Source organism: Streptomyces sp. NPDC096105, assembly GCF_044763335.1.
Lineage (GTDB): Bacteria > Actinomycetota > Actinomycetes > Streptomycetales > Streptomycetaceae > Streptomyces.
This window is the reverse complement of sequence record NZ_JBIWGC010000002.1, coordinates 282901-303621: the sequence shown is the minus strand read 5'-3', so window position 1 is coordinate 303621 and position 20721 is coordinate 282901. Positions and strand designations below refer to the sequence as shown.

Genomic DNA, 20721 nt, shown 5'->3' with positions numbered 1-20721 from the left:
ACAGCAGGGCCCCGGGGGAGAACGACGCTTCTCCCGGGGCCCTCCCCTTTGCGAAGATCGCGCCAAGGCGGCCCGAACGTCCGGCCGCGCTCACGACACACAGGGGGACCCGCACCATGGCACTCTTCGGCAACGCACACACCGTCGACCCGGCCAAGGCCCAGCAGGACTACGCCCGGCTCCTGGGCCACGGCGAGCAGGTGCACGCGGCGTTCCTGCTGATACGCGACACCATCCTGTTCACGGACCGCCGGCTGATCCTGGTCGACAAGCAGGGCATCACCGGCAAGAAGACCGAGTACCACTCGATCCCGTACCGCAGCATCTCCCACTTCGCGGTCGAGACCGCCGGCCACTTCGACCTCGACGCCGAGCTGAAGATCTGGATCTCCGGCTCCCCCACCCCGGTGCAGAAGACCTTCACCAAGGGCGTCGACATCTACGAGGTCCAGGCGATCCTCACCCAGTTCGTGGCGCGGTAGCGCGGCGCGCTGTGCGCCCGGGTGCGGGGCACGTCAGTCGATGGCCCTGCTCCCGGACGCGTACGCCACGAAGTCCGCCCACGCCTCCGGCGCGACGGCGAGACGGGGGCCGGCGTCCTGGCACTTGGAGTCACGGACGTGGACGGTGCCGGGGGTGGTGGCTACCTCGACGCAGGAGTCGCCGTCAGGGCCACTGCTGTAGCTGCTCTTGAACCACGTCAGTTCGGAGGCGTCACCGGCGGGGGCCTTGCGGATCATGTCTCTCCCAGCAGTTGCTCGACGAAGGCCAGCGACTCCCCCGGCGGGAGAGCCTGCGCCCGGATGGTGCCATACCGCAGATCAAGGATGCGGAGCTGCCGCAGGTCAGTCACGGGACGTCCGTTGAACGCCCCGTCGGAGCGCCCCACGGCGGTGCCGTCCTCGAACTTCAGCAACTCGATCCTGCCGCTCATGCCGGGGTGTGGCGCACTGTCCATCGGCATCACCTGGAGAGAGACGTTGCTCAACCGCCCCACCTCCAGCAATCGTTCGAATTGCTGCCGCCGGACCATTGTGCCTCCAACCTTGCGTCGAAGCGTCGCCTCTTCCAGGACGAAGCTCAGCGCTGGTGCAGGGCACCGCTCATAGACGGCCTGCCGAGCAACACGGGCGGCTACGCGGCGCTCCAAGTCCTCCGGCGTGTAGGCAGGCAGCCACGACTCCAGCAGCGCCCTCGTGTAATCCGAAGTCTGCAACAGCCCTGGGATGTTGCTGTTCTCGTACACCCCGATCTCGACCGCCCGCGCCTCCATCTGCGCCAGGTCCCGCACCTTCTTCGGGTACCGGACCTTGGCCACGTCCTCCTTCATCGCGGCGAGCAGCCCACCCGCCCCCAGCACCTCGTCCGCCCTGTCCAGATACTCCGGCCGGGGAATCCGCTTCCCGCTCTCGATCTTGTAGACGAGGTCCTCGCCGTACCCCACGGCCTTGCCGAACTCGCCGGCCCGCATGCCGACCGCTTCCCGCCGCAGCTTCAACTGCCGCCCCACGGTGGCGACCACGGCCACGCCCCACTCGTCGTCCGGGTCCACCTCCCACCCCGGCTCGTCAGCCTCCGTCCTCAGCTGCCGAACCTCGCCGTCCACCGACATGCGCGCCCCTCCGTCGTACCGGGTCGTACCAGCCACGCCCTACCCGTACGCACCGCCCCGACAAGCCCGGACACCACCGGACAACCGCAGGACAGTCACCGTACGCAACCACGGCGTCACTCCTCACGGTAGGCATATCCGGCCACGCTGAGTGACGTGAACCAGAAAATCACCGCCCCCGGACACACCGTCCGCAACTTCAGCGTCCTGTTGTCCCCCACACCCCGAGGCGCTCGCCTCGCCCGCCTGTTCGCCTCCGAACAACTGCGCGCCTGGGGACTCCCGTTGGACCCGGCCCAGCTCATCGTGGCCGAACTGGCGAACAACGCCGTCACCCACGGCCGCGTCCCCGGCCGGAACGTCCGGCTCCTGCTCTACGTGGTCGGCGGGACTCTCCGGATCGAGGTGACGGACACGCGCGGTGACCGGCTCCCGGATCTCCGCTCCCCGGACCCGGACGCCGAGACCGGCCGCGGCCTGACCCTCGTGGCCGCCCTCGCCGACCGCTGGGGCGTCACCCACGACCTGCCGCCCCGCAAGACGGTCTGGGCCGAACTCACCTTCCCCGCACCGCAGTCACCGGAACACGGCTCCCCGCGCTCCGGCCGGACCTGCGCTCCCTATGCACCACCCACGGGGGAGAAAGCACCCCACCAAACCCCACCCCTCCCTCCCGCCGGGCAAACTCACTCCCGCGAGTGAATATGCCCCTGTGAGCTGGATTCAGGACCGGTTGCCTGCCCTACGCTCAGCGCCAGCAGTACGCACACAACCCCAGACATGCGACGGCCCTCGCCGGGACTGGCATCCCAGTGCGAGGGCCTGACCACCGAGGAAGATAAGGGCTTCCCGATGGATACCGAAAACCCTAGCGCGCCCATGCGCGTCCAGTCCCGCATCCGGGGCAAGAACCACCCCGACGGGCAGCCGGTCGCCGGCGTCGTCCACGACCACGTCCGCCACACCGAGAACTTCACGGTGATCGGCAACGACCTGGCCCAGCACCCGGAGCTGTCCCTGCTCGCCATCGGACTGGCCTGTTACATCCAGTCCGTGCGGCGGGGCACCGCCGTCGACATCAAGACCCTCGCGGCCCGCTTCCCCGAGGGCCCCACCCGGATCGCCGCCGCCCTGCGGGAGCTCGAAGCGCACGGCTACCTGCGCCGCACCCGCGAGCGCACGCCCACCGGCCGGATCGTCACCCGCACGGTGTCCTGCAACCGGCCGGGGCACCACGCGGCGCGGGAGACGGCCGCCCGCAGGCCCGCCCGCCGCACGGCCCCCGACGAGTCCACGCCCCGCAAGCGGCGCCTCCCCGCCGTGCCCCAGCCGTCGCACCCCTGGCCCGCTCTGCTCCAGGCGGCCCTCGACGTCCTGGCCGGCCTGCGCCGCCAGGACCCCCGGCTGCTCCTCTCCGCCACCGACGCCGAACACCTCGCCCCCGGCGTCGCCGCCTGGCTGGAGCGCGACCTCACCCCCACCGCCGTACGCCACGCCCTCGCCGCGGACCTGCCGGACGAGCCCCTGATCCGTCCGGCCGCCTTCCTCGCCCACCGCCTGACCGCCCAACTCCCGCCCCCGCCACCGCCCCGGCCCCCGGCCCCACCGGCCCCCGGTGCCCGTCATCCCCTTCAGAACTGCGACGGCTGCGACCTCGCCTTCCGAGCACCCGAGCCGGGCAGGTGCCGTAAGTGCAGAGAGCGGGACGCCCACGTACCGAAAAACACCGGCGGTGGTGAGATCCACGCGGCAGGATGAGCCACGGCCGCAGCGCTCGCCGTCACATCCCTCACCCCCACGGCGTCCATCCGTACCCGACAGGACTTCATGTGCTGCCTTCCTTCACCGCGAACGGATTCCTTCCGCTGGGCCGCCACTCCGTCTCCTTCGACGAGGCCAAGGCCATGCTGGTCACCGCGCCCACGTTCCGGGACTCTGCGACACGCCGGTCATTGTGGGACGGACTGCACGACTATCTGGAGCGCTTCTTCACTCTGGAGGACACGTACGCGGACCTCATGGACGGACACATGCTCATCCACAGGCTGTGGCTCGGCGGCAGCTTCGTGAGCACGAAAACCGATCCGGGGAACATCGACGTGACTGTGCTGATCGACGTACGAGCCGAACGTGCCGTCCGCGGCAGACCCGGCTCCAAATGGCTGACCACCGCTTTTCAGAGCCGGGACAACATGCTGCGCAGGTTCGGAGTCTCACCGGTCAGGGTCGGGTATCAGCCCGTCGGCCACGTCTTCCGGCCGGAGCGCTTCACCGCCGAGGAGCGGACATACTTCATGGAACGGGGTGTGTGGGACGACTGGTGGCAGCGTTGTCGGTTGCCCGGACAGACGGATCGTTCCCCGTCCCCGGAGAGTGCCGCCCCGGCACGCGGATACCTGGAGGTGCGACTGTGACCACCGGCGACAGCTGGCGTGAGCGCAGGCGTGCGCTGCTCAGGGACGATCCGGCAGCGGCCGAGGCCGCCGAGCGCCTTCTTGAGGACATGGGCACCGAGGAGCGGGACGACGAGGAGGTCGAGGCCGGGCACCGGGCCGGCCGCCTCGCCGCGGTCCGTGCCTTCGAGCCCGACGCCCGCCTCGACGAGGAACTGCGGCTCCGGCTGACCGGTCCGGACACCGAGGGGGGCGCCCTGCGCTTCCAGTGGGGTGACGCTCTGCTGAACCCTGTGGAGAACGCGCTCTCCATCGCCGCGGGCACTCCGATCCAGCTGGAGCTCACGGGCATCTCGGCCGGCAGCACCGTGGTCCACGCGCGTCCCGTGCCGTCCGTGGTCGTCCCGGAGACCACGGCCATGGATGCGCCCGCGACATCGGCCGCGAGCACCGGCATGCAGATGCTCACCAGGCTGCTCGGTGCGCTGGAGGCCGAGCAGGACGTCCGTGAATGGTCGCGCCTGTTCGACGCGGTGGACGCCCTGGCCCGGGCTCTGGGCAAGTACGAGCTCGACCTGGGAGTGACCTGGTACGGCGCCGACGGCGACATGCGCAGGGCTCAGTTCACGGAGCGCGGCAGACGCCACGTCGAGCGGCTTCGTGAAAAAACCAGGGCCCGTGACCAGGAACTCATCATCTCGGGCCGCGTCACCGAGCTCCGCGAAAGCGGCTGGGTGAAGGTCAAGACGGGCACGGCCAGGAACGCCCAGGCCTACGACGTCCACTTCGAGGAGCCGGAGACACTGCTGCGGATGCGTCCCGGACTCGGGGACAACGTGCACTTCCGGGTCCGTTTCCGTCAGCGCCTCGATGCGGTGGGAATCGCCCGGTCGACCGAGTACACCTATCTGGGTCCGGCGGCGGAACAGTCTTCCCTGCCGCTCGAACCCTGACCTGGCCGCCCGGCATTCATCCCCGTGAGCGGCGACGACGTGACTTGCCCACCCGCGTCCGGTCCAGTCGTACCGCTGCCCCATGGTCCTTCACCAAGGGCGTCGACATCCACGAGGTCCCGGCCGTCCTCACCCGGTCCGTCACCCGCTGACCGGACTCCCGAACCGGCGGGAACGTTCCTTCTGTCCTCGAACGGGTGAACGTGCCCGCATACGCCCATCCTTATGACCATGAGCGCCCTACCGTGCGCTCATGGTCACCGCAACACACGAGGCCTCCCACCGACTGTTCCAGGAGCATCCGGAGGCCCTCGCCCCCGTCTTCGAGGCACTGGGGCTTCCGCCGCCCGTGAAGACGGACTTCCACGAGCTCTCCCCGGATGTCACCGAGATCCGCCCGATGGAGCGCCGCGCGGACACGGTCCTCATGTTCGAGCCCGACATGGGCGAGCACTTCGTCCTGGCCGTCGAGGCCCAGACGAAGAAGGACCCGGAGAAGGCAAGGAGCTGGGCGTACTACGTCGCGTACCTGCACGCGAAGTACGGTCTCCCGGTATTACTGGTCGTCGTCTGCCGGGACCGGTCGACCGCGGCGTGGGCGATGGGCCCCTTCGATTGCGCGGTGGATCCGTGGACGACCCAGATCACCCGCCCTTTCGTACTGGGCCCTCAGACCGTCCCGGAGGTCACCGACGAGGCGGTGGTGGCCCAGCAACCGGCCCTGGCGGCGCTCTCGGCCATCGTTCACAGCGGAGGCCGGAGGACGGCCGCCATACTGGAAACGGTCGCCCACGGGCTCATGGCCTTCGAGCCGGACACCACGAAGTACTGGTTCGAGGTGGTGGAAGTCGGTCTGGAGTCCACCTCGGCGAAGAAGAACTGGAGGAAGCTGATGCAGGACGTCATCACGCACTTCCCGGGTCACGGGACACTCTTCGAGGAGAAGTACCTGGAAGGTAAGGCCGAAGGCGAGGCCAAGGGCATTCTGCGCGTCCTGGAGGTACGCGGTCTCCCTCTCTCCGACGACGTCCGTCAGCGCATCCTCACCTGCACCGATCTCGACCGCCTCAACGACTGGCTCGACCGCTCCGGCACGGTCGAGCGCGCCGAAGACCTCTTCACCGAGGAGGAACCGGCGGCCTGAAGGCCCGCACGCACGCGGAAGGTGCCCGGAACCACGTCTCGGCGGTTCCGGGCACCTTCGCTGCCACGGGGTTACTTCGGCTGCGGCTTCCGCACCGACAGGTGCAGCTCCTTCAGCCGTGCCTCCTCCAGCTCCGTCGGCGCGCCCATCATCAGGTCCTGGGCGTTGCCGTTGAGGGGGAAGGCGATGGTCTCGCGGATGTTGGGCTCGTCGGCGAGGAGCATGACGATGCGGTCGACGCCGGGGGCGATGCCGCCGTGCGGCGGGGCGCCGAAGCGGAACGCGCGGAGCATGCCGGCGAACTTCTCCTCGACCGTCTCGCGGTCGTAGCCCGCGATCTCGAACGCCTTGAGCATGATCTCGGGCTCGTGGTTCCGGATCGCGCCGGAGGACAGCTCGACGCCGTTGCAGACGATGTCGTACTGCCAGCCCAGGATGTCCAGCGGGTCCTGGGTCTCCAGGGCCTCCAGGCCGCCCTGCGGCATCGAGAAGGGGTTGTGGGAGAAGTCGATCGCGCCGGTCTCCTCGTCCTTCTCGTACATCGGGAAGTCGACGATCCAGCAGAAGCGGAAGACGTTCTCCTCGAAGTGGCCGGCGCGCTTGGCGGCCTCGACCCGCACCGCGCCCATGATCTTCGAGACCTCGTCGAACTCGCCCGCGCCGAAGAACACCGCGTGGCCGGGGGCCAGCGCCAGCCGCTTGGTCAGCTCCGCGACGTTGTCCTCGGTGAGGAACTTCGCGATCGGGCCGGTCAGCGAGCCGTCCTCGCCGACGCGCACCCAGGCGAGGCCCTTCGCGCCCTGGGAGACCGCGTAGTCGCCGAGCTGGTCGAAGAACTTGCGGGGCTGGCCGGAGACGTCCGGCACCGGCAGCGCGCGCACGTGCTTGCCGGCGAACGCCTTGAACTCCGAGCCCTCGAAAACGTCGGTGATGTCGACGAGCTCCAGCTGGGCGCGCAGGTCCGGCTTGTCGGAGCCGTACTTCAGCATCGCCTCGCGGAACGGGATGCGCGGGAACGGCGACGTCACATGACGGCCGTTGCCGAACTCCTCGAACAGCTCGGTCATCAGCTTCTCGATCGGCTGGAAGACGTCCTCCTGCTCGACGAAGCTCATCTCGACGTCGAGCTGGTAGAACTCGCCCGGCGAGCGGTCGGCGCGGGCGTCCTCGTCACGGAAGCAGGGCGCGATCTGGAAGTAGCGGTCGAAGCCCGAGATCATCAGCAGCTGCTTGAACTGCTGCGGGGCCTGCGGCAGCGCGTAGAACTTGCCGGGGTTCAGGCGGGAGGGGACCACGAAGTCACGCGCGCCCTCGGGGGAGGTCGCGGACAGGATCGGCGTGGTCATCTCGTTGAAGCCCAGCGCGGTCATCTTCTGGCGGATCGCCGAGATGACCTGCGTGCGCAGCATGATGTTGCGGTGCATGCGCTCGCGGCGCAGGTCGAGGAAGCGGTACTCCAGGCGCCGCTCCTCGTTGACACCGTCCTCGGTGTTGATGGTGAACGGCAGGGGGGCCGCCTCGCCCAGCACCTCGACCTCGGAGACCTCGACCTCGATCTCACCGGTCGGCAGGTCGGGGTTGACGTTCTCCGCACCGCGCGAGACGGCCTTGCCGTCGACGCGGACCACGGTCTCCTTGGAGAGCTTGTCGAGCGCCTCGTACGCCTCGGTGCCCGGACGGGCCACCAGCTGGGTGATCCCGTAGTGATCGCGCAGATCGATGAAGAGGATGCCGCCCAGGTCGCGCCGATTGTGCAGCCAGCCACTCAGCCGGACGTCGGTGCCGACGTCAGAGGCGCGGAGCTCGCCGCAGGTGTGGGACCTGTACCGATGCATCGTCGTTCATCCAGCCTTCGCGGATCGGGGTCGTCGTTTCACGTGAAACTCCCCCCAAGCCTACCGGCCGGGCCAAGATCGCCGCTCCGCCATAACCCGTGGGGCGGGCAAACGACATGGGTGGAAGTTTCCGGGAGCATCTTCCCAAAGTGGTGCAATACTCACTGGTGGGCCCCTGCCCGCCCTGGGGGAGCGCGAAGCGCGCTACCCGACCACCTGACCGCTCGCGCATCGCTTCGGCCCTGTCCGAAATGCTGACCAATGCGCTGGTGCACACCGCCCCCGCGGCCGCGGCAAGAGCATCTGGTGCGAGCTCCACGAACAGAAGAACGGCGACGGTCCCGGCTGACCGGGACGCCGGGACGCCGGAACGCCGGGAACGCCAGGGCCCCGCCCGGTGCCGGGCGGGGCCCCGCGGACCGAAGAGGCTCAGGCCCCCTGCGGGCCCTCCTCCGTCATGCCGTGCACGGCGGGGACGGTGCCGAGACGGCCCTTCTGGAAGTCCTCGAAGGCCTGCATCAGCTCTTCCTTCGTGTTCATCACGAACGGCCCGTAGTGCGCCATCGGCTCGCGGATGGGCCGGCCGCCGAGCAGGACGACCTCCAGGTCCGGCGTGTGCGAGTCCTGCTTCTCGTCCGCGCGGACGGTCAGCGAGCCGCCCGCGCCGAACACCGCGGTCTGCCCGAGGTGGATCGGACGCCGCTCGGCGCCCACCGCGCCGCGTCCGGCCATGACGTACGCCAGACCGTTGAAGTCCTCCCGCCAGGGCAGGGTGACCTCCGCGCCCGGCGCGAGCGTGGCGTGGACCATCGTGATCGGTGTGTGGGTGATGCCCGGACCCTCGTGGCCGTCCAGCTCGCCGGCGATGACGCGGAGCAGCGCGCCGCCGTCCGGGGAGGTGAGCAACTGGACGCTGCCGCTGCGGATGTCCTGGTAGCGGGGGGCCATCATCTTGTCCTTGGCGGGCAGGTTCACCCACAGCTGGAGGCCGTGGAACAGCCCGCCGGACATCACGAGGTGCTCCGGCGGCGCCTCGATGTGGAGCAGGCCGCTGCCGGCCGTCATCCACTGGGTGTCGCCGTTGGTGATGGTGCCGCCACCGCCGTGCGAGTCCTGGTGGTCGAAGATCCCGTCGATGATGTAGGTGACGGTCTCGAAGCCGCGGTGGGGGTGCCAGGGGGTGCCCTTGGGCTCGCCCGGCGCGTACTCCACCTCACCCATCTGGTCCATCATGATGAACGGGTCGAGGTGGCGGTAGTTGATCCCCGCGAACGCCCGGCGCACCGGGAAGCCCTCGCCCTCGAAACCGCTGGGAGCGGTCGTGACGGCCAGCACGGGACGTGCCACGGCGTCGGCGGGAGCGGTCACACGGGGCAGCGTCAGCGGGTTCTCGACGGTCACTGCAGGCATGGGTACCTCCTCGGGTACGCCCAGTTTAGTTGAGCGTTGAACTTCTCACCACCTCGAACCGACGAAGCCCGGAGGGCATTCCCTCCGGGCTCCTTCACACACGGGCGCCGTCAGCCGTTCACGCGGTGACGGTGTCAGCCACACCCCCGGTGACGGCGTCAGCCGTACATCGGCGTCAGCCGTACATACGGCGCATCGCGAACTCGACCATCTGCTCCACGGCCTTGGCGTCGAACACCATCCGGTGCTCGCCCTCCATGTCCAGCACGAAGCCGTAGCCCGTGGGCAGCAGGTCGATCACCTCGGCGCCGGTGATCACGAAGTACTTGGACTCCTTGCCCGCGTACCGCCGCAGCTCCTTGAGCGAGGTGAACATCGGGATCACGGGCTGCTGGGTGTTGTGCAGGGCGAGGAAGCCGGGGTTGTCACCGCGCGGGCAGTAGACCTTGGACGTCGCGAAGATCTGCTGGAAGTCCTCCGCCGCCATCTGGCCCGTGGTGAACGCGCGCACGGCGTCGGCGAGCGAGGGTGCGGACGGTTCGGGATACGCGGGCGCCTGCTGCCCGTACCCGCCCTGCATCTGCTGCTGCGGCGGCACGTAACCCTGTTGTGTCCCCGCACTCTGGTCGTAGCCGTACATGGCGCACAGACTACTGACCCCACGCGAGGACTGGGTCACAGATGTCCGGATCGGGGTTGCTTCTTATTACCGACGGGTAGCATCATCGTAGCTACTTGTCGGTACGTGAATCAGTCGCGAGGACCCAGTCCCTCGCCGATCCCTCTCAAACGGAGCCGTCGCCATGGGGCACTACAAGTCGAATCTCCGCGACATCGAGTTCAACCTCTTCGAGGTACTCGGGCGCGACAAGCTGTACGGCACGGGCCCGTTCGAGGAGATGGACGTCGAGACCGCGAAGAGCATCCTGGAGGAGCTGGCCCGCCTCTCCGAGAACGAGCTCGCGGAGTCCTTCGCCGACGCCGACCGCAACCCGCCGGTCTTCGACCCGGAGACCAACACCGCGCCCGTCCCCGAGTCCTTCAAGAAGAGCTACCAGGCCTTCATGGACTCCGAGTACTGGCGGCTCGGCCTGCCCGAGGAGATCGGCGGCACCACCGCGCCCCGCTCCCTCATCTGGGCCTACGCCGAGCTGATCCTGGGCGCCAACCCGGCCGTGTGGATGTACTCCTCGGGCCCCGCCTTCGCGGGCATCCTCTTCGAGGAGGGCAACGAGGTCCAGAAGCACATCGCGAAGATCGCCACGGAGAAGCAGTGGGGCTCCACGATGGTGCTCACCGAGCCGGACGCCGGCTCGGACGTCGGCGCCGGCCGCACCAAGGCCGTGCAGCAGGAGGACGGCTCCTGGCACATCGAGGGCGTGAAGCGCTTCATCACCTCCGGTGAGCACGACATGTCGGAGAACATCCTCCACTACGTGCTCGCGCGTCCCGAGGGCGCCGGTCCCGGCACCAAGGGCCTGTCCCTCTTCCTCGTCCCGAAGTACCTCTTCGACTTCGAGACCGGCGAGCTGGGCGAGCGCAACGGCGTCTACGCCACGAACGTCGAGCACAAGATGGGCCTGAAGGCCTCCAACACCTGCGAGATGACGTTCGGCGACAAGCACCCCGCCAAGGGCTGGCTGATCGGCGACAAGCACGACGGCATCCGCCAGATGTTCCGCATCATCGAGTTCGCCCGCATGATGGTCGGCACGAAGGCGATCTCCACGCTGTCGACGGGCTACCTGAACGCGCTGGAGTACGCCAAGGAGCGCGTCCAGGGCCCCGACCTGGCGAACTTCATGGACAAGACCGCGCCCAAGGTCACCATCACCCACCACCCCGACGTGCGCCGCTCGCTCATGACGCAGAAGGCGTACGCGGAGGGCATGCGCGCCCTGGTGATGTACACCGCGTCCGTCCAGGACGCCATCCAGCTCAAGGAGGCGAACGGCGAGGACGCCTCCACCGAGCACGCGATGAACGACCTGCTCCTGCCGATCGTCAAGGGCTACGGCTCCGAGAAGGCCTACGAGCAGCTCGCCCAGTCGCTGCAGACCTTCGGCGGCTCCGGCTTCCTGCAGGAGTACCCGATCGAGCAGTACATCCGGGACTCCAAGATCGACACCCTCTACGAGGGCACCACCGCGATCCAGGGCCAGGACTTCTTCTTCCGGAAGATCGTCCGCAACCAGGGCGCGGCGCTGAACTCGCTCGCCGAGGACATCAAGAAGTTCCTCGCGGTCGGCGAGGGCGGCGAGGAGCTGGCGGGCGCCCGCGAGCACCTGGCCAAGGCCGCCGTCGAGCTGGAGGCCATCGTCGGCCTGATGCTCACCGACCTCGCGGCCACCGAGAAGGACGTCAAGAACATCTACAAGGTGGGCCTGAACACCACCCGCCTGCTGATGGCCTCCGGTGACGTCGTCGTCGGCTACCTGCTGCTCAAGCACGCCGCGGTCGCCGCCGAGAAGCTCCCGACGGCCTCCGCCAAGGACAAGGCGTTCTACACCGGCAAGATCGCGGCGGCGAAGTTCTTCGCGGCGAACGTCCTGCCGGGCGTCACCCTGGCCCGCAAGGTCGCCGAGGGCGTCGAGCTGGACCTGATGGAACTGGACGAGGCGGCGTTCTAGTCGCTTCCGGGCCCTTACGGGACCCTCCCGTACAGACCCGCACGAGACCCGGCCGGACCCCCGCGAGGGCCCGCTCCCGCACAGGGAAGCGGGTCCTCGCGCTCGTTAAGGTGAACCCATGAGCGCACCCCCCCGCTTCGACCGCGGCCACACCGACGACCTGATGTCCTTCCTCGCGGCGAGCCCCACGCCGTACCACGCCGTGGCGAACGCCGCCGAACGGCTGGAGAAGGCGGGCTTCCGGCAGGTCGCGGAGACGGACGCCTGGGACGGCGCGGCCGGCGGCAGGTACGTGCTGCGCGGCGGCGCGATCGTCGCCTGGTACGTCCCCGAGGGGGCGGACCCCCACACGCCCTTCCGGATCGTCGGCGCCCACACCGACTCGCCCACCCTGCGGGTCAAGCCGCGGCCCGACAGCGGGGCCCACGGCTGGCGCCAGGTGGCCGTGGAGATCTACGGCGGCCCGCTGCTCAACTCCTGGCTCGACCGCGACCTGGGCCTGGCCGGGCGGCTGTCCCTGCGGGACGGCTCGACCCGCCTGGTCGACGTCGACCGGCCGCTGCTGCGGGTCCCCCAGCTCGCCATCCACCTGGACCGCGCGGTCAACTCCGACGGCCTCAAGCTCGACAAGCAGCGGCACATGCAGCCGGTGTGGGGCCTGGGCGACGACGTCCGCGACGGCGACCTCATCGCCTTCCTGGAGGAGACCGCCGGGGTGCGGGCGGGCTCGGTCACCGGCTGGGACCTGATGGTGCACCCGGTCGAGCCGCCCGCCTACCTGGGCCGTGACCGCGAGCTGGTCGCGGGTCCGCGGATGGACAACCTGCTGTCCGTGCACGCCGGCACGGCCGCGCTGACCGCCGCGGCCGGACGCGGTGCGGAGCTGTCGTACATCCCCGTGCTCGCCGCCTTCGACCACGAGGAGAACGGCTCGCAGTCCGACACCGGCGCGGACGGCCCGCTGCTCGGCAGCGTCCTGGAGCGCTCGGTGTTCGCCCGCGGCGGCTCGCTGGAGGACCGGGCCCGCGCCTTCGCCGGGACCGTCTGCCTGTCGTCCGACACCGGGCACGCCGTGCACCCCAACTACGCGGAGCGGCACGACCCGACGCACCACCCGCGCGTCGACGGCGGCCCGATCCTCAAGGTCAACGTCAACAACCGCTACGCCACCGACGGTTCGGGACGCGCGGTGTTCGCGGCGGCCTGCGAGAAGGCCGGGGTGCCCTTCCAGTCGTTCGTCTCCAACAACGCGATGCCGTGCGGCACCACGATCGGCCCGATCACCGCGGCCCGGCACGGCATCCGGACGGTCGACATCGGCGTGGCCATCCTGTCGATGCACAGCGTCCGCGAACTGTGCGGCGCCAAGGACCCGTTCCTGCTGGCGAACGCGCTGACGGCGTTCCTGGAGGGCTAGTTCGGAACGGCGGACGCGCCGCGTTCTCTAGCAGTGATCCGAGTGGCGGTCAACTCCCCTGCGCGGCACGGCGCATGGGAGCCGCCCTGCCGGGTACCCGGATCGCACCGGAAACACCGGACAGGGAGGCGACACTCATGGGCCTCGGCGGATGCATCATCCTCATCGCCGTGGGAGCAATCCTCACGTTCGCGACCGACTGGGACATGCAGGGTGTCAACCTTGACCTGGTCGGCGTCATCCTCATGATCGTCGGACTGATCGGCGTCGCGACCTTCAGCAGCATCGCCCGGCGTCGGCGGGTCGTGGTACCCCCCGCCACCCCGGTCGTCGACGACCCGGCCCGTCCGCACCACACCCGCGACGGCTACAGCGACGGGTACGGCGTCTGACCGGACGCCCGCCCGGCGCCGTCCGCGCCGGACAGCTCCAGGGCCAGCCGGTCCGCGCCTCCCGCGACGGGACGCACGGACAGCCGCCACTCACGGCGGTGCACATGGCAGGCCGGATGGGGGACGTCCGGGGCGGCGTCGCACACAGCCGCCGTCGCCACGACACGCAGCACCCCCTGCCCCACGGCGGGGTCGGTCACGAGGGCGCGGGAGAGGCCGCCTCCCGCGCCCTCTCCGCTGCGCAGCAGCGCGGGCGGGGAGGCGGACACCAGCAGGCGGGTCGCGGGGCCGTCCCGCGTGTCGAGCCGCCGGCCGGGCGGGGGCGTGAAGGCCACGTCCAGGCGGACGGGGCCGGCGGCGATCTCGGTGACGGACCGGTCCGCTCCGGGCGGGTCCAGCACGTCCGCGGGGAGCCGCAGCCGGGTCAGCCGGTGGCGGGCCGACTCCACCACCACGACGTCCTCGCCGGCGACCACTGCCCCGCTGGGTTCGCGCAGGCCGGTGGCGAGGGTGGTCACCTCGCCGGTGGCCGGGTCGTAGCGGCGCAGGGCGTGGTTGTAGGTGTCGCTGACGGCCAGCGAGCCGTCGGGCAGCGCGGTCACCCCGAGCGGGTGCTGGAGCAGCGCCTCGTCCGCGGGGCCGTCGCGGTGCCCGAAGGCGAACAGTCCCGCGCCGACGGCGGTGCGCACCTGCCCGTCCGGTCCCAGCCGGCGCAGGGCGGAGCTCTCGGAGTCGGCCACCCACAGCCCGTCCGGCGTCACCGCGAGTCCCGAGGGCTGCGCGAACAGGGCCTGCCGCGCCGGTCCGTCGACGAGGTGCTCCCCGCCCGTCCCGGCCTCGCGGGCGACGGCGTCCTCGGCGGGGTCGTAGGACCAGAGCTGGTGGATGCCGGCCATGGCGATCCACACCCTGTCCCGCCACCAGGTGACGTCCCACGGGGAGGAGAGGTTCACCTGACGGGCCGGGCCGTCCGTCGCGTCGCCGGGGCGCCAGGGGGAGCCGGTGCCGGCGAGGGTGGTGACCTCCCCGGACCGCGGGTCGAGCCGCCTGAGGGCGTGGTTGACGGTGTCGGCGACGACGACGGCGCCGTCCGGGAGCAGCGCGAGTCCCTGCGGCTCCTGGAAGCGCGCCCGGTCGGGCGGGCCGTCCGTCAGGCCGCGCCCGCCCCGGCCGAACCGCCTGAGCACCGTCTCCGCGTCCTCCGCCAGCTCCACGACCTGGTGCCGGGTGGTGTCCGTGACCAGGAAGGTCCCCGCCGGCAGCCGCAGCACCTTGCCGGGGAAGCGCAGCACGGTCGGTTCCGGCTCCGCCGGGGGCGCGTGGGGGAGGTCACCGCGCCGGAGGGTGCCCTTCGCGGCGTGCTCGGACTCCAGCTCGGTCACCAGCCGCTCGATCTCGGGGACGTGCCCCTCGCCGGAGTACGTGGCCACGACGTACCCCTCCGGGTCGACGACCGCCAGCGTCGGCCAGGCGCGCACCGCGTACTGCGACCACGTCGTCAGCTCGGGGTCGTCCAGTACGGGATGCGTGACCGCGTACCGCTCCACGGCGTCGGCCACCGCCGCGTGCTCCGTCTCGTGCGGGAACTTCGGCGAGTGCACGCCGATGACCACGAGCGTGTCCCGGTGCCGCTCCTCCAGCTCGCGCAGCTCGTCGACGACGTGCAGGCAGTTGACGCAGCAGAACGTCCAGAAATCAATGACAACGCACTTGCCGCGCAGGGCGGCGAGGGTGAGTTCTCCGCCCCCCGTGTTGAGCCAGCCGCCCCTGCCCGCCAGTTCCGGGGCGCGCACCCGCGCGGAACGGCGGGCCCGGGGAGCGGGAGCGGCGTCGTCCATACGTCCAGCGTGCCACCGCGGGGCGCCGGGCGGGGGCGGTGCGGACTCCGCCCGTCGGCCTAGCGGCGGCGTCGGACGCGGCGGGCCGGGGAAGCCGTCGGACCATGAGATTCTTCGTGCGGGACCGGATCCTCGGCATCGGGGACGACTACTGGATCGAGGACGACCGCGGCGCCAAGGTCTTCCTCGTCGACGGCAAGGCGATGCGGCTGCGGGACACCTTCGAGCTGAAGGACGTCGAGGGGCGCGTGCTCATCGACATCCGCCAGAAGATGTTCGCGCTGCGGGACACCATGGTGATCGAGCGGGGCGGGGAGCCGCTGGCGACGGTGCGGCGCAAGCGGCTGTCGCTGCTGCGGAACCACTACCGGGTGTCGCTGGCGGACGGCGGCACCGAGCTGGACGTCAGCGGGCGGATCCTCGACCGGGAGTTCGCCGTGGAGTACGACGGCGAACTCCTCGCCGTGATCTCCCGCCGCCTGCTGACCCTCCGCGACACCTACGGCGTCGACGTCGTCCGCGACGACGCCGACCCGGCGCTGCTGATCGCGGTGGCGGTGTGCGTGATCCACCTGGCGGAGAAGGAGCGGGAGGGGTAGCCCCCGGGGGTGCCCCGGAGCACCGACGAGAGCGCTCCGGCTGCACCGACGGAACGGGCGGCATCGCGGTGGTGATGCCGCCCGTTCCTGTTTCTCCGGGTGGGACGGATGTCTCTGGCGTGGTGAAGCGGACCCTCGACGGCCGGAAGGCTGTCGGCGGCCCGCTCCGTGCCGTGGATCTCCGGCTGGTCCGCTGTACGCGGACGACGACCGGCGCGTGAGCTCGGCGCACGGCCGCCCTGCCTCGCGTGCTGAAGCAGCCACGGTCACGCCCCGTCACCCCGCCGCCGTGCCGCTTCACCACACGGGGCGCAACGGCGGGATCGAGTCACCGGCCAAGGTGCGGATGATGGCCGCGAGTTCGGCTCGTGGTACCTGCCGGCCGACTTCGTGGAGATGCTCGGTCAGTTGCGCCTCCAGCTCGTGCAGGATCCGCCCGGCCACGGCGAGGTGCTTCAGAGCCTTGTCGGTCAGAACGACGAGCTTGCGCCGGCCGCCGGCGGGATGCGGCCGGCGTTCCACATAGCCCCGCTTCTCCAGGTCGTCGATGATCTGGCCGGCGGCCTGTTTGGTGACCCCGAGTTCCTCGGCCAGCTCGCTGCTGGTCGCGCCGGATCCGTGCAGCACCTGGAAGACCAGGCCGTGCATGGGGCGCAGGTCGGCATAGCCCGCGGCGTCGAGGCGGCTCACGAACTCGGAGAGGACCAGCTGGAAGGCCATCCCGAGCAGGAAGGTGAGCTCGGTTCGCTCGAGGGGGTCGTGGGTCTCCATCAACTCATCTTGACACACCGATATAAAGTCGCTTTACTCGCTGCAAGTAAAGAGGCTTTACACAGGAGACGCCGATGAACGTGGTCAGCGAGAGCGAGCAGCGGACGACCAAGACCCCTGCCGGTTCGATGTTCGGCCTGGCGGCCCCCAGTCAGGGGAGTGCCGAGGTCAGCACGTGGCGGGTGGAGCTGGGTGCGGACGCGGTCACGCCGGTACACATCATCGACCGCGAACAGGTGTGGATGCCCCTGTCGGGTGAGTTCGAGGTCGAGGTGGAGGGAAGGACCGAGCAGGCCAAGGCCGGCCAGGCCGTCATCATTCCCGCCGGCGCCGTGCGGCAGCTGAAGGCCGTGGGCGGCCCGGCGGAGGCGCTGGTCGCCATGGCCGTCGGCGGCAAGGCGATGATGCCCGGGAGCGAGGACAAGATCCCGCTCCCGTGGGGCGAGTGACCGTGTCCGACCGAACAGCCCGACCGAACAGCCCGACCAGGCCAACCCCCCCGAGGGATCCGGTCGGGCTGTTCGCCTCTCCGGGCTCCGGATCGCGGTCCCGCCAACCGCATCGTGCAACTGGGCCACCGGAGCCGGGGGCGCGCCATGTTCGGCATGGGTGCCGGAGTCTCGCCGGCGGACGCCCATATGAGGGGCATCGCCGCAGGCGACCAGCGGCGGATGACGGCCGAGTCACTCGACGCTCTGGTGCGGCTGCTGCACGGGGACGAGCCGGTGACGGTCAGGACGGGCTGGTTCGAACTGCGGGACGCACGCCTGTACCTGAAGCCCTGCACCAAGCCGTGTTCCGACATGGCGGTGGCCGGCGCGGGCTCGGAGCGGGGCATGCGCCTGGCGGGCCGCTACGGCCTGGACTCGCTGACATCGCGGTCGCTCCGCGGTGCGTCGTGACCAGTCGCATACCTGTCGGCGACCACACGCTGCTGATCGGGGAACTTTCCGAAACGCGCAGGCAGGGGACGGCGGCATCAGCTCTGGGGTGGTACCGGCGCGACTTCCGGACACCTCTGTGAACGGCTGGTGGATCCCTCCCTCAGCACCTCCGGTCCGGTGCGCAGCCGCACCTCGACCCGGAAGGCGTACCCCTCCGTCGGACGGGACCCGCTGACGGAGGGGGCCGGTCGCCGATGACGACTCGGTGGCCATGACGCCGCTGATCTCCGGCCGGGCTCACTCCCGTCCGAGGGGCCCGGCCGGGGCACAGGCGGCACCTGCACTCCGTGCGGCTCGCCCCATGCGGCTCCGGCACTCACCAGGAACGCCGGCACGTCGCGGAGTCGGCGACGCCTCCTTCCGAAGAGCCGGCCGACGAGGTCATGGGGGCGCCGCGCCCCCGTCGCGCCCGACCCGACCAGGGCTGTCCGGTCCGCGGACACCTCGGCGTACGCGACCCGGCGAGCCTGCCCGCTCGGCCCGCGACAGGGGTTCACCGGCGCGGCGACGATCACCCTCGGCCCGGGAAACGATCCTTGGGGGGACCGCACAGGTGCTGTCCGGCGCATTCCGCCGGTGCGCCTGCCCCCACGGGTCAGCGGCGGGGGCGCTCCAGGCCCAGGACGCGGTCCTTGAGGGCCGGGAAGCGGTCCCGGGTGCCCGCCACCGTCGCCGGGTCGAAGTCGACCGTCAGGACCTCCTCGCCGGGGCCCGCCTCGGCGAGGACCTCGCCCCACGGGTCCACCACGACCGAGTGACCCGCCTGGGGAACTCCCGCGTGCGTCCCGGCCGTTCCGCACGCGAGGACGAACGCCTGGTTCTCCACCGCGCGCGCCCGCGCCAGCAGCGTCCAGTGCGCGCGGCGCCGTTCGGGCCAGCCCGCCGGGACGACGAAGGTCTCCGCGCCGGCGTCGACCAGGCCGCGGAAGAGTTCGGGGAAGCGCAGGTCGTAGCAGGTCGCCACGCCCACGACGGTGTCCGGCAGACGGACCGTCACCAGGTCCTCGCCCGCCCCCATCAGCACGGCCTCGCCCTTGTCGAAACCGAAGCGGTGGATCTTCCGGTAGGAGGCGGCGAGTTCGCCGGAGGGGGAGAAGACCAGGGAGGTGTTGTAGAGGGTGCCGTCGGGGTCCCGCTCCGGGACGGACCCCGCGTGCAGCCACACGCCCGCCTCGCTCGCCGCCTTGGCCATCGCCTCGTGCGTCGGCCCCTCCAGCGGTTCCGCCTCGGTGCCGAACCCCTCGTAGGCGAAGGCGCCCGTGGTCCACAGCTCGGGGAGGACGACGAGATCCGCCCCGGCCTGATCACGCACCAGCGCGGCCACCCGGCGCCGACGCGATTCGACCGGTTCGTCCTCGTTCACGGCGACTTGGAGCAAGGAAGCGCGCACACTACCACCGTCCTGGCATTCGACCCGTGTCCACGGGCCTACGATCGTCACACGAAAGCACTGCCGGGGTGCCTGCCAGCAGCGTAACTTGGGGGTCCCGCCGGTTCGAGCGAAGCCGAGAACCGGAGGAGACCCGAGACACCCACGAAGTGCAGCCACCGCCCACTGGCACCGCCGCCACAACCTGCCCGTGTACCGACCGCCGAGGGGTCCCGTTCCGTGAGTCTGCATCCCGCCCTCCAGCCCTACGCCGACGCCTGGTCCCACTCCATCGAGGCGATATCCGAGCTGGTGCAGCCGCTGCCGGAAGCCGACTGGAACCGGCGCACCCCCTGCCCGGGCTGGTCCGTCCGTGACGTGGTCTCCCACGTCATCGGCCTCGACTCGGAGATGTACGGCGACCCCCGGCCGATCCACACGCTGCCGCGCGACCTGTTCCACGTCACCAACGACCACCAGCGGTACATGGAGATGCAGGTCGACGTGCGCCGCCACCACACGGCGCCGGAGATGACCTCCGAGCTGGAGCTGATGATCATCCGGCGCAACCGCCAGCTGCGGAACGAGTCCCGTGACCCCGGCACCAAGGTGCGCGGGCCGCTGGGCACGGAGCTGACGCTGGAGGAGTCGATGCGCCGGCACGCCTTCGACGTGTGGGTGCACGAGCAGGACCTGCGCACCGCCCTCGGCCGCCCCGGCAACCTCGACTCCCCCGGCGCCCACGTCGCCCGCGACGTCCTGCTCGACGAGCTGCCGCGGGTCGTCGCCGAACTGGCGCAGGCGCCGCGCAGCTGCGCGGTGGTCGTCGACGTGCACGGCCCGGTGGAGTTCCTGCGCACGGTCCGCGTCGACATCCAGGGCCGCGGCACCCTGGAGACCGCCCCGGCCCTCGGCCCGGCCGCCACCCTCGCCCTCGACTGGGAGACCTACCTCCGCCTGGCCTGCGGCCGCGTGACGGCGGAGGCGGTCGCGGACCGCGTGAAGACGGAGGGCGACCAGGACCTGGCCGCGGCGATCCTCCGCCACTTCGCGGTGACGCCTTGACCAAGGGCCCGGGCCCCTCGCCCCGTCCGGCGCACAGGACGCCGGCCGGGACGGCACCCGCTCACGGCAGGGCTGCGGCCCCGCGAGTGACACCGTAGGCGCGCTCTCGCTTCGGCCGGCGCACGGAACCCCCGGCCGGAGCGGCGCCCGCTCGCCGCGGGGCCGGCCCCGGCGCCGCGCGGGTTCGGCGTCCGTCCGGCACCGGGGCACCGGCCGAGCGGGAGCCGCCGGGCGGGCGCACGAGCGGCGACTTCTGACGCCGCCGGCGGCGTCCCGTGCGTGCCCGGCCCGGACGAGGCCCCGCACCGTGCCCGGCCCGGGCGGCGTCCCGGGTCCGCACCCGTCCCGG

Annotated in this window: 21 protein-coding genes; 13 read left to right on the top strand and 8 right to left on the bottom strand. The window is 70.8% G+C overall.

Annotated elements, in window-relative coordinates; translation table 11 throughout:
• Nucleotides 1–116: 116 nt before the first annotated feature.
• Nucleotides 117–482, top strand: coding sequence for a PH domain-containing protein (locus ACIQ8B_RS04160; RefSeq protein WP_106413312.1), 366 nt, complete (start codon nt 117–119; stop codon nt 480–482).
• 33 nt (nt 483–515) lie between these two features.
• Here the strand turns inward: ACIQ8B_RS04160 and ACIQ8B_RS04155 are convergent, their stop codons facing one another.
• Nucleotides 516–740 (bottom strand): DUF397 domain-containing protein, encoded by a 225-nt coding sequence (locus ACIQ8B_RS04155; protein WP_403545101.1) that lies wholly within the window; start codon nt 738–740, stop codon nt 516–518.
• Nucleotides 737–1612, bottom strand: a complete 876-nt coding sequence (locus tag ACIQ8B_RS04150; RefSeq protein WP_403545099.1) for a helix-turn-helix domain-containing protein — start codon at nt 1610–1612, stop codon at nt 737–739. Before ACIQ8B_RS04150 ends, ACIQ8B_RS04155 begins: the two co-directional genes overlap by 4 nt.
• A 156-nt stretch (nt 1613–1768) precedes the next feature.
• Here ACIQ8B_RS04150 and ACIQ8B_RS04145 point away from each other — a divergent pair, with 156 nt between their 5' ends.
• The 5 genes from ACIQ8B_RS04145 (at nt 1769) to ACIQ8B_RS04125 (ending at nt 6102) form a co-directional block, all read left to right on the top strand.
• A complete protein-coding gene (locus ACIQ8B_RS04145; RefSeq protein ID WP_403545097.1) occupies nt 1769–2314 on the top strand; it encodes an ATP-binding protein in 546 nt (181 codons plus the stop codon).
• Between the two features lie 150 nt (nt 2315–2464).
• A complete protein-coding gene (locus ACIQ8B_RS04140; RefSeq protein WP_403545464.1) occupies nt 2465–3370 on the top strand; it encodes a helix-turn-helix domain-containing protein in 906 nt (301 codons plus the stop codon).
• 71 nt (nt 3371–3441) lie between these two features.
• Nucleotides 3442–4026, top strand: coding sequence for a DUF6932 family protein (locus tag ACIQ8B_RS04135; RefSeq protein ID WP_403545095.1), 585 nt, complete (start codon nt 3442–3444; stop codon nt 4024–4026).
• Complete coding sequence (locus ACIQ8B_RS04130) at nt 4023–4958, top strand: hypothetical protein (protein ID WP_403545093.1); 936 nt, start codon at nt 4023–4025, stop codon at nt 4956–4958. Before ACIQ8B_RS04135 ends, ACIQ8B_RS04130 begins: the two co-directional genes overlap by 4 nt.
• 253 nt (nt 4959–5211) lie before the next feature.
• Entirely contained in the window at nt 5212–6102 is an 891-nt protein-coding gene (locus ACIQ8B_RS04125; protein WP_365416716.1) for a hypothetical protein, read from the top strand.
• 71 nt (nt 6103–6173) lie between these two features.
• Here ACIQ8B_RS04125 and aspS read toward each other — a convergent pair whose 3' ends face one another.
• The 3 genes from aspS to ACIQ8B_RS04110 all read right to left on the bottom strand — a co-directional run bounded on the left by aspS (nt 6174) and on the right by ACIQ8B_RS04110 (nt 9987).
• A complete protein-coding gene (gene aspS / locus ACIQ8B_RS04120; RefSeq protein WP_290002590.1) occupies nt 6174–7937 on the bottom strand; it encodes an aspartate--tRNA ligase in 1764 nt (587 codons plus the stop codon).
• Between the two features lie 429 nt (nt 7938–8366).
• A complete protein-coding gene (locus ACIQ8B_RS04115; protein ID WP_290002587.1) occupies nt 8367–9347 on the bottom strand; it encodes a pirin family protein in 981 nt (326 codons plus the stop codon).
• Nucleotides 9348–9522: 175 nt separating this feature from the next.
• Nucleotides 9523–9987 (bottom strand): SseB family protein, encoded by a 465-nt coding sequence (locus ACIQ8B_RS04110; protein WP_106413319.1) that lies wholly within the window; start codon nt 9985–9987, stop codon nt 9523–9525.
• A gap of 163 nt (nt 9988–10150) precedes the next feature.
• Here ACIQ8B_RS04110 and ACIQ8B_RS04105 point away from each other — a divergent pair, with 163 nt between their 5' ends.
• The 3 genes from ACIQ8B_RS04105 to ACIQ8B_RS04095 all read left to right on the top strand — a co-directional run bounded on the left by ACIQ8B_RS04105 (nt 10151) and on the right by ACIQ8B_RS04095 (nt 13786).
• Nucleotides 10151–11977, top strand: coding sequence for an acyl-CoA dehydrogenase (locus ACIQ8B_RS04105; protein ID WP_106413320.1), 1827 nt, complete (start codon nt 10151–10153; stop codon nt 11975–11977).
• A gap of 118 nt (nt 11978–12095) precedes the next feature.
• Nucleotides 12096–13394: a M18 family aminopeptidase gene (locus ACIQ8B_RS04100; RefSeq protein WP_106413321.1), complete on the top strand. Its 1299-nt coding sequence runs from the start codon at nt 12096–12098 to the stop codon at nt 13392–13394.
• 137 nt (nt 13395–13531) lie between these two features.
• Nucleotides 13532–13786: a DUF6458 family protein gene (locus tag ACIQ8B_RS04095; RefSeq protein ID WP_290002577.1), complete on the top strand. Its 255-nt coding sequence runs from the start codon at nt 13532–13534 to the stop codon at nt 13784–13786.
• Here ACIQ8B_RS04095 and ACIQ8B_RS04090 read toward each other — a convergent pair.
• Nucleotides 13762–15624, bottom strand: coding sequence for an NHL domain-containing thioredoxin family protein (locus ACIQ8B_RS04090; protein ID WP_403545089.1), 1863 nt, complete (start codon nt 15622–15624; stop codon nt 13762–13764). The genes ACIQ8B_RS04095 and ACIQ8B_RS04090 overlap by 25 nt on opposite strands.
• 104 nt (nt 15625–15728) lie before the next feature.
• Here ACIQ8B_RS04090 and ACIQ8B_RS04085 point away from each other — a divergent pair, with 104 nt between their 5' ends.
• Nucleotides 15729–16223, top strand: a complete 495-nt coding sequence (locus tag ACIQ8B_RS04085) for an LURP-one-related/scramblase family protein (protein ID WP_106413324.1) — start codon at nt 15729–15731, stop codon at nt 16221–16223.
• A 297-nt stretch (nt 16224–16520) separates the two neighbouring features.
• Here the strand turns inward: ACIQ8B_RS04085 and ACIQ8B_RS04080 are convergent, their stop codons facing one another.
• Nucleotides 16521–16994: a MarR family winged helix-turn-helix transcriptional regulator gene (locus ACIQ8B_RS04080; protein ID WP_290002568.1), complete on the bottom strand. Its 474-nt coding sequence runs from the start codon at nt 16992–16994 to the stop codon at nt 16521–16523.
• 74 nt (nt 16995–17068) lie between these two features.
• On the opposite strand from ACIQ8B_RS04080, the gene ACIQ8B_RS04075 reads away from it, so the two are divergent.
• On the top strand, nt 17069–17443 hold the full coding sequence (locus ACIQ8B_RS04075) for a cupin domain-containing protein (protein ID WP_403545086.1): 375 nt from the start codon (nt 17069–17071) through the stop codon (nt 17441–17443).
• A 114-nt stretch (nt 17444–17557) separates the two neighbouring features.
• Nucleotides 17558–17896: an LLM class flavin-dependent oxidoreductase gene (locus ACIQ8B_RS04070; RefSeq protein WP_403545084.1), complete on the top strand. Its 339-nt coding sequence runs from the start codon at nt 17558–17560 to the stop codon at nt 17894–17896.
• Nucleotides 17897–18533: 637 nt separating this feature from the next.
• Here the strand turns inward: ACIQ8B_RS04070 and ACIQ8B_RS04065 are convergent.
• Nucleotides 18534–19328: a carbon-nitrogen family hydrolase gene (locus ACIQ8B_RS04065; RefSeq protein ID WP_290002548.1), complete on the bottom strand. Its 795-nt coding sequence runs from the start codon at nt 19326–19328 to the stop codon at nt 18534–18536.
• Nucleotides 19329–19547: 219 nt separating this feature from the next.
• On the opposite strand from ACIQ8B_RS04065, the gene ACIQ8B_RS04060 reads away from it, so the two are divergent.
• A complete protein-coding gene (locus ACIQ8B_RS04060; RefSeq protein WP_106413334.1) occupies nt 19548–20372 on the top strand; it encodes a maleylpyruvate isomerase family mycothiol-dependent enzyme in 825 nt (274 codons plus the stop codon).
• Nucleotides 20373–20721: the final 349 nt, after the last annotated feature.